Source organism: Actinophytocola sp. KF-1 (assembly GCF_054661535.1).
The window spans coordinates 375099-389598 of record NZ_BAAFVK010000006.1; the positions used below are offsets into that span (position 1 = coordinate 375099).

Genomic DNA, 14500 nt, shown 5'->3' on the forward strand with positions numbered 1-14500 from the left:
CACCGTCAGTCATACATCCAGCAACACCGAAAGCACTTCATAAGGGGGCAGACCCGTGTACGTGGACGACGACACCTCGGCCGACACGACCGACACCACCGAGGACACCACCGGCTACGAGGACGACTCGACCGGTTCGACGGGCGAGGACGACCTCGTCGTCGAGATCGACGGCGAGGAGTACCACGCCGAGGAGAACGTCGACCTGACCGGCGACGGCCAGAACGACACCGCCGTGGTGGAGACCGAGGACGGCTACATCGCGTTCGCGGACACCGACGGTGACGGCACCGCCGACGTCGCGGTCGAGTACGACGAGGACGGCAACCCGATCGCGGGCGCCGAGTACGACGAGTCGACCGGCGAGTGGACGGCGGAGGACGTGGAGAACCTCCCGGCGCCCACCGACGGTGGTGCTGACGATGCCGATGGGTCCGGCACCGACACCACCGACACGACCGACACGACGGACACCACCGACACGACGGACACGGGCAGCGGCGAGGACATCACCGTCGACATGCCGGGTGAGGACGTGGACGCGGGTCCGGCCACGTACGACACCGACGGCGACGGCACCAACGACACCGCGGTCGTGACCGACGCGGACGGCACCACCTACGCCTTCACCGACGTGGACGGCGACGGCGAGGCCGACCAGGCCGTGATCATCGAGTCCGACGGCGACGTCACCGTCGCCGAGCACACGGGCGAGGACGAGTGGACCACCGTCGAGGAGGGCCACATCGACGAGCAGGGCAACTACGAGTCCGAAACGTCCGGTTCGACGACCTCGGACGCGGCGTGGCGGTGACCTGAACCACTTCTGCAAGAAACAGCCAAAAGCCGATCCCGGCAGGCGCTCTGCCTGCCGGGATCGGCTTTTGTGCGGTAGACCACTCGTACATCTGTGTACTGAATCGATACCCGAATCGGTCTTGTGGCAGAGCCGACACGTCAGCTCTCGTTTGAGCGCTCGCCATGTGGTTAACCTCGTGAGCATCCCCAAGCGAAGTCCCGTTCGGCGGCCCCGGACGGGTTCCTCGCCGTTCACTCAGGACGCCGGAGTCCGGGCCCACGGACCCTGGCGTCCTGAGTCATTCGGCGTCCAGTCAGGAGATGAAGCGAGATGACGGCAGTGGCAATCCCAGGTGTCGACAACGCACCGACTACGCACGGACGGCTTCTTTCCTGGGTGCGGGAGGTGGCCGAGCTGACCACTCCGGACCGCGTGGTCTGGGTGGACGGCTCGGATGAGGAGTGGACCCGCCTCACGGACGAGCTGGTCGAGGCGGGGACGTTCACTCGCTTGAAGAAGAAGCCGAACTCGTTCTGGGCCGCTTCCGACCCCGACGACGTCGCCCGCGTCGAGCAGCGCACGTTCATCTGCTCCGTGGACCCCGACGACGCGGGCCCCACGAACAACTGGATGGACCCGGCCGAGATGAAGGCCACCATGACCGAGCTGTACCGCGGCTCGATGCGTGGCCGGACGATGTACGTGATCCCGTTCTGCATGGGCCCGCTCACCGCCGAGAAGCCGATGCTGGGCCTGCAGCTCACCGACTCGGCCTACGTCGTGGTGTCGATGAAGATCATGACGCGCATGGGGACCAAGGCGCTGGAGCAGTTCATCGCACCGGACGGCACGGAACGCGACTTCGTGCCCGCGCTGCACAGCGTCGGCGCGCCGCTCGAGCCCGGCCAGGACGACGTCCCGTGGCCGTGCAACGAGGAGAAGTACATCTCCCAGTTCCCGGAGACCCGCGAGATCTGGAGCTACGGCTCCGGTTACGGCGGCAACGCGCTGCTCGGCAAGAAGTGCTACTCGCTGCGGATCGCCTCGGTGCAGGGCCGCGACGAGGGCTGGCTCGCCGAGCACATGCTGATCCTCAAGCTGATCTCGCCGGAGAACAAGGTCTACTACATCGCGGCCGCGTTCCCGAGCGCGTGCGGCAAGACGAACCTCGCGATGCTCGAGCCGACCATCCCCGGCTGGAAGGTCGAGACGCTCGGCGACGACATCGCGTGGATGCGGTTCGGTGAGGACGGTCGCCTGTACGCGGTGAACCCGGAGGCCGGCTTCTTCGGCGTCGCGCCGGGCACCGACTACCACACCAACCCGAACGCGATGCGCACGATCGAGAAGGGCAACTCGATCTTCACGAACGTGGCGCTGACCGACGACGGCGACATCTGGTGGGAGGGCATGGGCGAACCGCCCGCGCACCTCACGTCGTGGAAGAAGCAGGACTGGACGCCGGACGCGGACGAGCCGTCGTCGCACCCGAACTCGCGGTACTGCACGCCGATGGCGCAGTGCCCGATCCTCGCGCCGGAGTGGGACGACCCGAAGGGCGTGCCGATCTCGGCGATCTTCTTCGGCGGCCGCCGCGCGGACACCATCCCGCTGGTGACCGAGTCGCGCGACTGGATGCACGGCACGTTCATGGGCGCCACGCTGTCGTCGGAGACCACGGCCGCCGCGAAGGGCAAGGTCGGCGTCGTGCGCCGCGACCCGATGGCGATGCTGCCGTTCATCGGCTACCACGCCGGTGACTACTTCCAGCACTGGATCGACACCGGCAAGCGCGCCGACTCGGACAAGCTGCCGAAGATCTTCTACGTCAACTGGTTCCGCCGGGACGAGAACAAGAAGTTCCTGTGGCCGGGCTTCGGCGAGAACTCGCGCGTGCTGAAGTGGGCCATCGAGCGCATCGAGGGCAAGGCCGCCGCGAAGGAGACGCCGATCGGCTACATCCCGACCGCCGACGACCTGGACCTGTCCGGCCTGGACGCGTCGCGCGCGGACATCGAGGCGGCGCTGAGGTTCGACGCCGACGAGTGGCGCGCGGAGATCCCGCTGATCGAGGAGTGGTTCGCCAAGATCGGCGAGAAGCTGCCGACGCTGCTGCGTGCCGAGCTGGACGCACTGAAGACCCGCCTCGGCTGAGGTTCGTCATCGGATGACGGGGACCGCCGCCAGGCGGTCCCCGTTTTCTGTTGCTGCAAGTTGCATCATGATCACGGAGCGGCGTCGTCGACACCATGAGCGATCGTGGGAGGTCAGCGATGTGCGACAGATGGCGGTGGCAGCTTTCCGGGTACGACGGCAGGGTGCACGCCTTCGAGAAGACGGACGGTCTGGCGAGTTTCCTCGAGGCGGTGTGCAGCCACAGCGTGCCGGTCGACAAGACCGTGGCCGGCCACGAGGGCGCCCGGTGCGTGGCGTGCCTGCTCATCGTCGGCGATCACCTGGCCGAGTATCACCGATCCGGTATGGCGCTCTAGGTTTGTCCACAGCCTGTGGACAAACCTGTGCACAGCCTGTTGATCCGACCCCCAGGCCGTGACCAGGCGTGACGCGCACGACATGCGGGCGACATGTCGACTTCACGCGCCGGACACCCACTTTGTCCACAGCGCAGGGCTTTCACGGTGGGTGACAGCCCGTACGGCCGAACGAGTTACCGGCACCGCTCGAGTTGCCTGAGGAGAAACCTCCGGGTGGGTGCCGAGCACTCCTTGGTCAGGGCCTCGGCGTACAGCTCGGCGGCGATGCCCGGTTCGCCCGCCCGCAACCAGAGCGCCCCGAGCGCGGCGGGCAGGCGGTGGTAGTCGCGCAGCACGGGGTCGTTGCGCAGCCGCCGCAACTCCTCGGGGTCGGCGCCCCGCGCCATGGTCGCGGCAACCGCCCGGTTGAGCGCGACGACCGGGGAGGGCTTCACCTCGAGCAACTCGTCGTAGAGCCGGACGACGAGGTCCCAGTCGGTCTCGGGCACGACGTGGCAGAGCGCGATCGCGGCCTCGGTGTGGGAGGGCGAGTGCTCGTCACCCACGCACGCGGAGGCGAACACACGCATCCCTTCGCTGATCATCCCGTGGTCCCAGCGCGCCCGGTCCTGGTCGGCGAGCAGCAGCAGGTCACCGCGGTCGTCGAGCCGCGCGCCGAGCCGGCCGCCGTGCAGGAGCATGAGCCCGAGCAGCGCCCGCACCGGTGGCAGATCGGTCCGAGGGTCGGCGACGAGCAGCCGGCACAGCCGGATGGCCTCCGCGCACAGCTCCCACCGCACCGCCCGGTCCCCCGACGGCGCGTCGTACCCGGCGTTGAAGAGGAGGTAGAGGACGGCGAGCACCCCGTCGAGCCGCGCACCGGCGATGTCGAGGTCGACGTCCCGCAACACCCGCTTGGCCCGGACGATCCGCTGGGCGACCGCCGTGGGCGTCGCGAGCAGGGCAACGGCGATCTCGTCCACCCCCAGCCCCCCGACCGTCTTCAACGTCAACGCGACTTGCGAGGCGACGGGCAACCGCGGGTGGCAGCACAGGAACACGAGCGCCAGCTCGTCGTCCCCGTCGGGCAGCACCGAGATGCCGTCCGCCGCGAGCACCGGCAAGGCAGCCCGCACGACGTCGTCATGCCGAAGAACCCCGAGCACGTGGTTACGAGCGACGGTGAACAACCACCCGGCGGGATTCGCGGGCACCCCGGTGAACGGCCAGCGCCGGAGCGCCCGCAGCATGGCTTCCTGAACCGCGTCCTCGACGAGATCGAGGCGCGCGGGCCCGAGCACCCGCACCAGGGTGGCGGTGATCCGCCCGGCACTACGCCGAAAGAGCCGCTCCACCACGACCCGCGAGTTGTCCACACCCCACCTCACTCATCGCCGAAACTGTCGGTGCCCGCCGGTACGCTGGATTTCGGGGGCCGGAGGCCGCCCGGGCTGTGTCGACTTCCGCGGGACGAGGAAGTCCACGCCGAAAGACAGACCTGAGGCGCACTCGCGCCCGCTTCCCGAACCGGCGCGCGGCGACCCGTGCCGATGTCCGCCCCGCCGACGAGGCCCAGGCCCAGGTCCAGGCCCTGACCGCACGCACCGAACGACGTTGTCCACAGCCCCCCGCCTGAGCGGCCAAAAGTGTCGGTGCCGCCCGGTAATGTGGAAATCGGGGGACCCCCGGGGCGTGCGAAAGGACCGATGGTTCGGACTCGTCGCCCGAAGTTGTCCACAGCCCGGCCTGAGCGGCGAAAACTGTCGGTGCCGCCCGGTAGCGTGGAAATCGGGGGACCCCCCGGGCGTGCGAAAGGACCGATGGTTCGGACTCGCCATCCAAAGTTGTCCACAGCCCGGCCTGAGCGACCAAAACTGTCGGTGCCGCCCGGTAGCGTGGAAATCGGGGGACCCCCTCGGGCGTGTGAATGGACCGTTCGTTCGGACTCGTTGTCCGGAGTTGTCCACAGCCCCGCCTGAGCGGCGAAAACTGTCGGTGGTCGCCGATACGCTGGAAACCGGGGGCCGGAGGCCGACCCCCGGCATCCCGGAGGCGGTCAGTCCTCGCAGCCCTGCTCCCCGATCTTCCGCACCTCGATGGTCCCGAACTCCAAATGCGGGTGGTCGCCGAAAACCTTGGCCGCCTCGTCGAGCGACGTCGCCTCGATGGTGATGAAGCCGCCCACCACCTCGGCGCCCTCGGCGAACGGCCCGTCGGACACCGACAACCCGTCCACCACGCGTCCCTGCCGCGACAACCCGCCGCCGCCCGGTGCCGGCGTTCGCGCGGCGTTCCACGCGAGGTACCGCTCCAGCACCCGCTGCGCCTCGTCCGGGCTCAGGTCACCCGACGGGGCACCCCGGAGAAACCCGACAAACTGCGCCATGTCCACCTCCTGTGCATCGACCCAACACCACCTAGATGCGCGAGGCGACCCACAATCGACACATGGCCGAGAACATCAGCAGGTTCCCCGTGGCGGAACCCCACGAGTTGCCCGACGACCTGCGGGAACGCGTCAACGCGATCGCCGACCGCTCCGGGTTCGTGCCCAACGTCTTCAAGGCGCTCGGTCACCGGCCGCGGGAGCTGCGTGCCTTCCTCGACTACCACGACGCCGTCATGGAACGCGAGGACAGCACGCTCTCCAAGGCCGAGCGCGAGCTGGTCGTCGTCGCCACGTCCGGGGCCAACAGCTGCACCTACTGCGTGGTCGCGCACGGCGCCATCCTGCGCATCCGCGCCAAGGACCCCACCATCGCCGACCGCGTCGCCACCAACCCGTGGACCGTCGAGCTGAGCCACCGGGAACGCGCGATCGTCGACCTCGCGCTGGCGCTGGCCGTCGAGCCGAACACCTTCAGCGAGCAGGACCTCGACGACGCCCGCGACGCGGGCCTGTCCGACGACGAGATCTGGGACGTCGGCGCCATCACCGCCCTGTTCGCCCTCTCCAACCGCATCGCGCACCTGACCGCGCTGCGGCCCAACGACGAGTTCTACCTGATGGGCCGCATCCCTAGAGGGTGAGCCGCCACGTCTGCCCGGTCAGCTCGTGGCCGAACCGCGTCGCCGTGTCCTCCTCGACGAGCGTGAACCCGGCCCGCTGGTAGATCCGGCGGGCCGGGGCCAGCAGCGACACCGTCCACAGCTCCATCGACCGGTACCCGGCCGACTTGGCGAACCGCACGCACTCCTCGACCAGCACCGTGCCGACGCCCGCGCCCCGCGCGCTCGGCTCCACGTGCAGCAGCCGCAGCTTCGCGGTCGTGTCGTCCTTGCGCACGCAGAAGATCGCGCCGACCCGTTCCCCGTTCAGCTCCGCGACCCACGCCCGCTCGCGCTCGGGGTCGTGGCCTGCCAGGTAGTCGGCCACGATCCGCGCGACCAGCGCCTCGTACGACGAGTCCCAGCCGTGCTCGGCCGCGTACAGGGCGCCGTTGCGCTCGATCACCCAGCCGAAGTCGCCGGGCAACGGGTCGCGCAGCGCCACGTCCGGCCGGGCCGTCGGCCGGTCGACCCGGTTGCGGATCATCTCCATGGCCTCGATCAGCCGGACCTGCTCGTCCTCGGTCAGGTCGGCCAGCAGCTCACGGATCTGCCCGACCGACTTGGTGTCGAGCACCCGGAACGCGTCGCGGCCCTTGTTGGTGAGCCGGATGACCTGCCGCCGCGCGTCGGAGCCGGACCGGTCGCGCCGGACGAACCCGTTGTCCTCGAACCGGCTGAGCAGCCGGCTCAGGTAGCCCGCGTCCAGGCCGGTCACCTGCCGCAGCGCGGACACCTCGGTCTCGTCCCGCTGGCCGAGTTCGAACAGTACTCTTGCCTCAGTCAACGAAAATGGCGTACTGAGCAGGTGTTCGTTGAGTGCGCCGAGGAACTTCGTGTAACTGCGGTTGAACGCGCGTACTGCGGCGATGCGGTCCGGCGAGACCGTGGCGACCATGGCGAGCCTCGTTTCCCGTGAAACAATTCGTTGACTAAGTCAAAGAATAGGCCAATGCCGCCGCCCCGTACAGACCCGCCGCGCCGCCGAGCTTCGCCTGCTCGACGCGCAACCCACGCAGGTACGACAGCCGGGCGTGCTCCGCGAGCGTCGCCCGCACCGGCTCGAACAGCAGGTCGCCGACCTGCGCCACGCCGCCGCCGATCACCACGAGGTCCAGGTCGCACACCGCCGCGGTCGCCGTGATCGCCAGCCCGATGGCCTGGCCACCCCGCCGGAACGCAGCCGCGGCCACGGCGTCACCGGCGTGGGCGTCGGCCGCGAGCGCGCGGGCGTCCGCACCGGTCCACCCCTGCGCTCGCGCCCACCGCACCAGGTGTGTCCCGCTCGCCACGGTCTCCACGCACCCGCGTCCGCCACACGTGCACGGCACCCCGTCTGGCTCCACCACCACGTGCCCGACGTGCCCCGCGTTGCCGGTGCGCCCGCCGAACGGCCGCCCGTCCAGCACGAGCCCGCCGCCGACCCCGGTCGACACGACCATCCCGAGCATCGCCGTCGACCCCTGCCCGGCGCCGACCCAGTGCTCGCCCAGCGCCATGCACAACCCGTCGCCGGCGAGCGCGACCGGCGCGCCGACCAGCTCCCGCACCCGCGCGACCAGCGGGAAGTCCCGCCACGACGGGATGTTGATCGGCGAGACCGTGCCCGCGACCGAGTCGACCGGCCCCGCGCACGCGATGCCGACGCCGTCGACGTCCCCGGGCGCCAGCTCGTCCACCACGGCGCGCAGCGCCGCGAACGGCTCCGTGCCGGTCGGGCGCGTCGCGCTCCGCGCGAGTGCGCCGTCCGCCCCGACGATCCCTCCGGCGATCTTCGTGCCGCCGATGTCCAGTGCCAGCATGTCCTCAGTGCCTGTGGGTGTTGTCGGGTTGGCCGGGGTCGCCCGGGTGCTCGAACCCGGGCGCCAGTTCCACCGCGGCGGCCACGTGCTGGTCGAGCCAGATCGTGAACGCCTGCCGTCGCGCGCCGGCGAGCAGGTGCGCGGTGATCTCGTCGCGGGCCTCGGCGAGCGACCGCGTCCTGGCTGGCCGCACCTCCTCGACCACCGCGGTGTGCGTGCCGAGCGGGTCCCGCACCGGCCCGGCCGTGTCGCCCTCGCGGGCCGCGAACACCGCGTCCTCGACCGGTCCGGCCAGCTCCCCGCGCCGCAGCACGCGGCGGCGCGGCGGGGCGTCCCCGATCGTGTGGGTCACGACCCGCTCCTCCGGCACCAGGAACCGTTCCGGGTTCCGCTCGTGGAACGCCGCGACCGCGGCCGGCGCGACCACCACGTCCTCGGTCACCGCGACGAACACCCTGCGCGCCAACGGACTCCTGGTCAGCAGGTCCGCCGCCACGCTGCCGAGCCCGAGCATCGCGGCCCGGTCCGGCGCGAGCGCGGACAACGCGGGGGCGTCGGCCGCGTCCAGGCCGCGCGCGGCGGCCTCCGCCGCGACGATGCGTTCCGCCACCAGCACCTGCACGATCCACCGCCGCAGCTGCCGCCCCTCGCTCGTGCGCTCCCTCGGCAGCGTCGGCCCGACCGGCCCGGCCCGCAGGTCCGCCTCCAGTCTGTCCACTTCGGACACATCGACGGGGCTGCCGGACACCCAGGCCACGGCCGTCACGCCGTCACCTCCAGCGCGACCGCGGGCGAGTACAGCAAGCGGCCCGCCCCGGCCACCCGGACCAGCGCCCACCAGCACCCCGGCGCGGCCCACCTCGGCACGGCCACGTCGAAGGCCAGCTCCACCTCGCCCCGCGCGGGCACCTCGGCGCCGACGAGCCGCGGCCCGGCGAACTCCCAGGTCCCCCACGGGCTCACGAGCGCGGCCTCGAGCGTGATCGGCGCGTGCGCCGCCGACGCGACCCGCACGGCCAGCCGCCCGCGTTCCCCGCGCGCCAGCCGCACCGGCTCCGGGTCGGCCGACAGCCGGATCAGGCCGTCCTGCTCGAACCCCGCGCCGACGCTCACCACGGCCACGTCCTCGACGACCTGTCGCCAGCTCGCGGGCAGCCCGTCCCCGGCCGGCTCGACCCGCACCCGCACGGGGTAGCGGCCGGGCACGGCGTCGGCTGCCGCGGTCACCGTGACCTCGGTGGTCAGGTGCCCGCCGGGCGGCAACCCGAACGGCAGCTCGGCGGGCTCGGCGGTCCACCCGCCGGGCAGCGCGAGCCGCACGTACCCGTGCAGGTCGACGTCCGTGGCGTCGGACGCGACCGTCACCGTCAACGTCTCGCCCGCCTCGGCGCGCGTGGGGGTGACGTGCACCGCCAGCGGCAACCCGCCCAGTGGCGCCGGGCCGCGGTTGTGCAGCCAGTACTTGGCGTACAAGGGCAACACAGGTTCGGCCTCCGGCCCCAGCACCCCACCATCCACTGTGGACCACTCGGCGGCCGGGGTGGCGAGCACGGTCACCGCGTCGCACCCGGCGACGTCGATCGTGCCGCCCACCGCGTCACCCGGCTCCTCGAGCAGGTTCGCCGTGGTGAGGTCGGACAGCGTGACCACGTCGGACGCGAGCGTCGCGGCCACGGGCGCGCCGGTGTGCGCGACGACCCGGATCGCCAGACGTGCCCGGGGATCGGCGGGCTCGGCGGAACCCCGGACGAGCGGGTTGCCCGCGGCCTTCACCGCACCGAGTCGCACGCGGTCGGCCGGTTCGGCACGCAACAGGGACCCACGCCCGGGCAGTCCGCGCTCGCCGCCGTCCGACGTGATCACCGCGTGCAGCGGACGGCTGAACTCGGCGCTGTTCTCGGCGATCCCGGCGGCCCGCCAGTCCCCGTCCCCGGCCGCGACCGCGTACCGGAACTCGTGCGTCCAGTGCTGCAGCTGGAAGTTCGACCCGTCCGGCACCGTCCGCCGCGGCGGGTCGATCCACACGCCCGACGGCCAGCCGGTGCACGACCGCAGCAGCGACGCGTGCAGCGTGCCCGCCGCGTCGACCGCGAACCCGGGCAGCCCGCGGTTCATCAGCGCCACCGACCGGCCCGCGTACTCGTCCTGTCCCGCGTCGCCGGCGCCGACGTCGATCACGTTGTCCGCCAGGTCGTCCACAACGGACTGGATGTGCTCGGTCGGCACCATCAGCACGCCGAGCGCACGCGCGTCCCGCAGGTCCGCGCTCGGCAGCCACACCTCCGGCAGCGGCTTCTCCGGCGGCACCCAGTAGACGCCGTCCTCGCTGATCCCCGACCGGTCCACGACCTCCGCGGTGAACGCGTTGACGTCCGGCCCGCCCAGCGTGATCCGCACGTCCGGCAGGTTCGAGTCGACGCCGAGGTCGCCGTAGCGGGCGCCTGCCGCGCTGCTGACCGTCGCCGTGACGCCCGACCTGGCGAGCGCGACCGCCAGCTCACGGGCCAGCGGCGCGGCCTCCGCCTCGGTCGGCACGATGATCTCCGCGACGCCGATGGGCCGCAGTGCCCCGTCCGCGAGCTTCAGCGACGCGGTGGCGGACAGGCCGAACCACGTGTGGGCGGGGTTGTCGAGCGTCCACGGGTGCTGCGCCGAGTCCACGTCGATGAGCCCGAAACCCCGGCCCACCACGGCGTTCCCGACCTCGCTGACCGGCAGCGCGCCCGGCACCGCGCACGGCCAGCGGACCCGCAGGAGCTGGTCGGAGCCGGTGAACTCGTCGACGGTCGTGGTGCAGTCGACCCGGTCCACGCCGTGCCACAACGTGATCGTCTGCGTGTACCGGACCGTCCCGACCCGGCCCTTCGCGGTGATCCGCTCACCGACCGGGCAGCGTTCGACCGTCACCTCGGCGGTCGTGGCCGAGGACGTGGTGACCGGGCCCTTCGGCAGCAGGTGCCACGGACCCTCGCCGAACCTCGGGTGCTGGTGGTACTCCTCGTACAGGGCCAGCTCGTTGCCGACCGCGCCGTGCGTGATCAGCTCCCGCCCCCGGTCGACGAGGCTGCGCACCCCGCCGCCGCGGGCCGGGTCGACGGTCACGCGGAACCGGCCGTTCGCCGCGGTCTCGCCGTCCACCCTGGTCCAGCCCTCGCCGTCCGCTTCCGCGAGCCGGAACACCTTCCACCCCAACGGGGGCACGCCCTCGGCGAGGAACGTGGTGGTGCCGTTCTCCACCAGCGCCGGCAGTGTCGCGCCGGTGTCGTCGGTGATCGTGCCCTCGGCCGTCACGGTCACGACGTCGGTCCGCTCGTGGTTGAGCGGGTTCCAGACCACGACCGGTTTCCCGGCGCCGCCGGGCAGCGCGACCAGCCCGGACAGTGCTCGCAGCGCGTTGTCGCGGACGCCGGTCGCGAGGTCGTGCGCGTCGCGCCAGCTCGTGACCAGGTCCAGGTACACCTGGTCGGACTCGGAACCCGTGATGCCGTCGTGGTGCGCGCCGTACGCGAGCTGCACCCACGCCTTGGCGAGCGCGGCGTCCGGGTAGCCGGCGCCGGCGAGGATCGAGGCGAACGCGGCGAACGGCTCCGCCTCCAGCAGGGCGGCCTCGGCGGCGCGCTGTGCCTGCTTGGTGTCGATGTAGGAGACGTCCTTGCCGGTGTAGATCGGGTTCATGTCCCGCGTCTGCGGCGTCGGCTCCACACCCCGCTCGGCCAGCTCGGCGCGGACCGCGGCGAAGAAGTCCCTCGGCAGCGAGCACACGAACCGCGGCCACACGTACCGGCGTGCCCAGTGCTTGTGCAGGTCGGTGACCCACTTGTTGGGCGGCGTGTAGTCCCCGCCGACCGGCAGCAGCACGTGCTTCGCGGTCGTGACCCGCTTCAGCGCGAGGAACTCCTGGTAGGCGGCCTCCATCGCGGCGTCGAGGGACGGGGCGGAGTTCATGCCCCAGCCGGAGCCGTAGTGGTCGGTCATGTACGCGGTGAGCAGTCCCTTGCCCGACGGGGAGATCCACTCGAACTCGCTCGGGAACTGCATCCGCGTCGGGTCACCCTTGCCCGCGGCCGTCTTCTCCATCGGGCCCCACTGGTGGAACGGCCCGCGCGCCCAGGAACTGCTGGTGAGCCCGGCGTCGGCGGCGAACCCGGGGAACGCCGGGTCGTGCCCGAACGCGTCGAGCTGCCACGCCGTCGCGGGCTGGCTGCCGAACACGTCCCGCTGGAACCCCATGCCGTGCACGAAGTTCCGGATCGTGGTCTCCGGGTCGGTCAGGTTCGTGTTCGGCTCGTTGTACGCGCCGCCCATGACCTCGATGCGGCCCTCGGCCAGCAGCCGCCGCAGCACCGCGCGGTCCTCGGGGTAGGCGTCCCAGTAGGGCTTGAGGTAGTCGACCTCGGCGAGCACGAACCGGTAGTCCGGCTCGGCGAGCGCCAGGTCCAGGTGCGCCTTGACCAGGTCGAACCCGGCGAGCTGCACGGCGCCGCGCGGCGAGCCGGGGAAGTCGAGCTCGTCCCACGCGGTCGTGTAGGCCGCCTGCGTGTTCCACCAGACGGGGTCGTAGTGGAAGTGGGACACCATGTGCATGGTCCAGCCGGGTTCGGCGACGACCAGCTCGAACGCGGTGTCGCCGACGCCGTCGATCACGACTCTCGCGGGGATCCGCGTGCCCGGCGCGGCGCCCTGGGTGTCCACCCCCACTTCGATCCCGACGTGACCCGTCGCGGCGACCTCCACCGGCGCCGGCGTGGTGACACCCGGGCCCTCGACGTGGACCCGGGCGGCACCGACCGCCTCCCACGACACCCGGACAACCTGAAGCGGAGCCTCGACCGACCCGACGAACAGTTCGGTCGACTCCACGGAGACAACACCCATGTCTCGCACTGTGCTGCCTTCTCCGGGGAAGGCACAAGCCGGAAAACGGATCTTGTCCGGCTGTGTCGTGCGACACGCCGTAGGCCTTTCTGAGCCAATATCGGGATCTTGCTAGAAACCCGGATACGGTCTGATGTGTGGACCCGGTGCGCAACCCGTTCGCCCCTGGAGCCGGACAGCGACCCCCCGAACTCGCGGGTCGCGAGAAGGAAGTGGCGGCGTTCGACGTCGTCCTCGAACGGGTGGCCCGCGGGCGACCCGAGCGGAGCCTCGTGCTGACCGGACTGCGTGGCGTCGGCAAGACGGTGTTGCTCGGAGAACTTCGTTCCATGGCCATCCGGCGCGGCTGGGGCGCGGGCAAGATCGAGGCCCGCCCGGACGCGGGACTGCGCCGCCCCCTGTCGGCCGCGCTGCACCGGGCCGTCCGGGATCTGGCCGTCCGCCATCGTGCGCCCGACCGCGTCGAGCACGTCCTCGGCGTGCTGAAGGCGTTCGCACTGCGGGCCAGCCCCAGCGACTCGAAGCTGCGCGACCGGTGGCAGCCGGGCATCGACGTGCCACCGACGCAGGGCCGTGCCGACTCCGGTGACATCGAGATCGACCTGGTCGAGCTGTTCACGGACGTGGCGGAGCTGGCCCAGGACGTCGGCACGGGCGTGGCGCTGCTGATCGACGAGATGCAGGACGTCATGGCCGACGACGTGTCGGCGCTGTGCGCGGCGTGCCACGAGCTGTCGCAGTCGGGCGCGCCGTTCGTGGTGGTCGGCGCGGGGCTGCCGCACCTGCCCGCGGTGCTGTCGGCGTCGAAGTCGTACTCGGAACGCCTCTTCCGCTACGTGCGGATCGACCGCCTCGACCGCGCCGACGCCGACCAGGCGGTGGTCGCCCCGATCGCCCGCGAGGAGGCGGGCATCACGGACGAGGCGCTGGACGCCCTGTTCGACGCGGCGGGCGGCTACCCGTACTTCATCCAGGCGTACGGCAAGGCGGCGTGGGACGCGGCCCCGAGCGACCCGATCACCGCGGAGGACGTCGCGGTGGCGGCCCCGGAAGCGGAGGCGGAGCTGGCGGTCGGCTTCTTCGGCTCCCGCTACGAACGGGCCACCCCCGCCGAACGCGAGTACCTGCGCGCCATGGCCGAGCTGACGAAGGGCAAGGCGGACGAGGGCGCCGCCACCGCCGACATCGCGTCCCACCTGGGCAGGAAGCCGTCGTCCCTGTCCCCGGCCCGCGACAGCCTCATCAAGAAGGGCCTGATCTTCTCGGCCGAACGCGGCCGGATCGCCTTCACGGTGCCGCACTTCGGCCGGTACCTGCTCAACATGGACGACTGAATCCCCCTCTATCCAGCTCTCTAGCGCTGACGCTAGAGAGCCGCATACGTCTGCATCGACGCCGATCGTAGGATCGTCCCACATCCTGTGTCACCGCGAAGTCACCGACGATTCACCGGAGTGTGCCCCGCTTCACCGAATAAACGGGTGACTTGCTGCGTTGGAAGA

11 protein-coding genes are annotated in these 14500 nt (G+C 71.3%); 5 read left to right on the forward strand and 6 right to left on the reverse strand.

All coding sequences use genetic code 11. The features are described 5' to 3' along the window. Nucleotides 1-55: 55 nt before the first annotated feature. The 3 genes from ACYQ77_RS20565 (at nt 56) to ACYQ77_RS20575 (ending at nt 3291) form a co-directional block, all read left to right on the forward strand. Nucleotides 56-814 (forward strand): DUF6802 family protein, encoded by a 759-nt coding sequence (locus ACYQ77_RS20565; RefSeq protein WP_459713597.1) that lies wholly within the window; start codon nt 56-58, stop codon nt 812-814. Nucleotides 815-1129: 315 nt separating this feature from the next. After that, entirely contained in the window at nt 1130-2953 is a 1824-nt protein-coding gene (locus tag ACYQ77_RS20570; protein ID WP_459713599.1) for a phosphoenolpyruvate carboxykinase (GTP), read from the forward strand. 119 nt (nt 2954-3072) lie between these two features. After that, nucleotides 3073-3291, forward strand: a complete 219-nt coding sequence (locus ACYQ77_RS20575; protein WP_459713600.1) for a hypothetical protein — start codon at nt 3073-3075, stop codon at nt 3289-3291. A 176-nt stretch (nt 3292-3467) separates the two neighbouring features. On the opposite strand, the gene ACYQ77_RS20580 is transcribed toward ACYQ77_RS20575, so the two are convergent. Continuing rightward, a complete protein-coding gene (locus ACYQ77_RS20580) occupies nt 3468-4649 on the reverse strand; it encodes an RNA polymerase sigma factor (protein ID WP_459713602.1) in 1182 nt (393 codons plus the stop codon). A 680-nt stretch (nt 4650-5329) separates the two neighbouring features. Further along, complete coding sequence (locus ACYQ77_RS20585; protein ID WP_459713604.1) at nt 5330-5659, reverse strand: YciI family protein; 330 nt, start codon at nt 5657-5659, stop codon at nt 5330-5332. 62 nt (nt 5660-5721) lie between these two features. Between ACYQ77_RS20585 and ACYQ77_RS20590 the strand changes: the two genes are divergently transcribed. After that, nucleotides 5722-6303, forward strand: a complete 582-nt coding sequence (locus tag ACYQ77_RS20590; RefSeq protein WP_459713606.1) for a peroxidase-related enzyme — start codon at nt 5722-5724, stop codon at nt 6301-6303. On the opposite strand, the gene ACYQ77_RS20595 is transcribed toward ACYQ77_RS20590, so the two are convergent. The 4 genes from ACYQ77_RS20595 to ACYQ77_RS20610 are packed head-to-tail and all read right to left on the reverse strand — an operon-like array spanning nt 6293 to nt 12998. Then, a complete protein-coding gene (locus tag ACYQ77_RS20595; protein WP_459713607.1) occupies nt 6293-7219 on the reverse strand; it encodes a bifunctional helix-turn-helix transcriptional regulator/GNAT family N-acetyltransferase in 927 nt (308 codons plus the stop codon). The two genes, ACYQ77_RS20590 and ACYQ77_RS20595, sit on opposite strands and share 11 nt — an antisense overlap. Before the next feature lie 34 nt (nt 7220-7253). Next, entirely contained in the window at nt 7254-8123 is an 870-nt protein-coding gene (locus ACYQ77_RS20600; RefSeq protein ID WP_459713609.1) for an ROK family protein, read from the reverse strand. A gap of 4 nt (nt 8124-8127) precedes the next feature. Next, a complete protein-coding gene (locus ACYQ77_RS20605; protein WP_459713611.1) occupies nt 8128-8889 on the reverse strand; it encodes a peptidylprolyl isomerase in 762 nt (253 codons plus the stop codon). Beyond that, nucleotides 8886-12998 (reverse strand): glycoside hydrolase family 38 N-terminal domain-containing protein, encoded by a 4113-nt coding sequence (locus tag ACYQ77_RS20610; protein ID WP_459713613.1) that lies wholly within the window; start codon nt 12996-12998, stop codon nt 8886-8888. Before ACYQ77_RS20610 ends, ACYQ77_RS20605 begins: the two co-directional genes overlap by 4 nt. 137 nt (nt 12999-13135) lie before the next feature. On the opposite strand from ACYQ77_RS20610, the gene ACYQ77_RS20615 reads away from it, so the two are divergent. Beyond that, complete coding sequence (locus ACYQ77_RS20615) at nt 13136-14332, forward strand: AAA family ATPase (protein WP_459713614.1); 1197 nt, start codon at nt 13136-13138, stop codon at nt 14330-14332. The last annotated feature ends 168 nt before the right edge of the window (nt 14333-14500 follow it).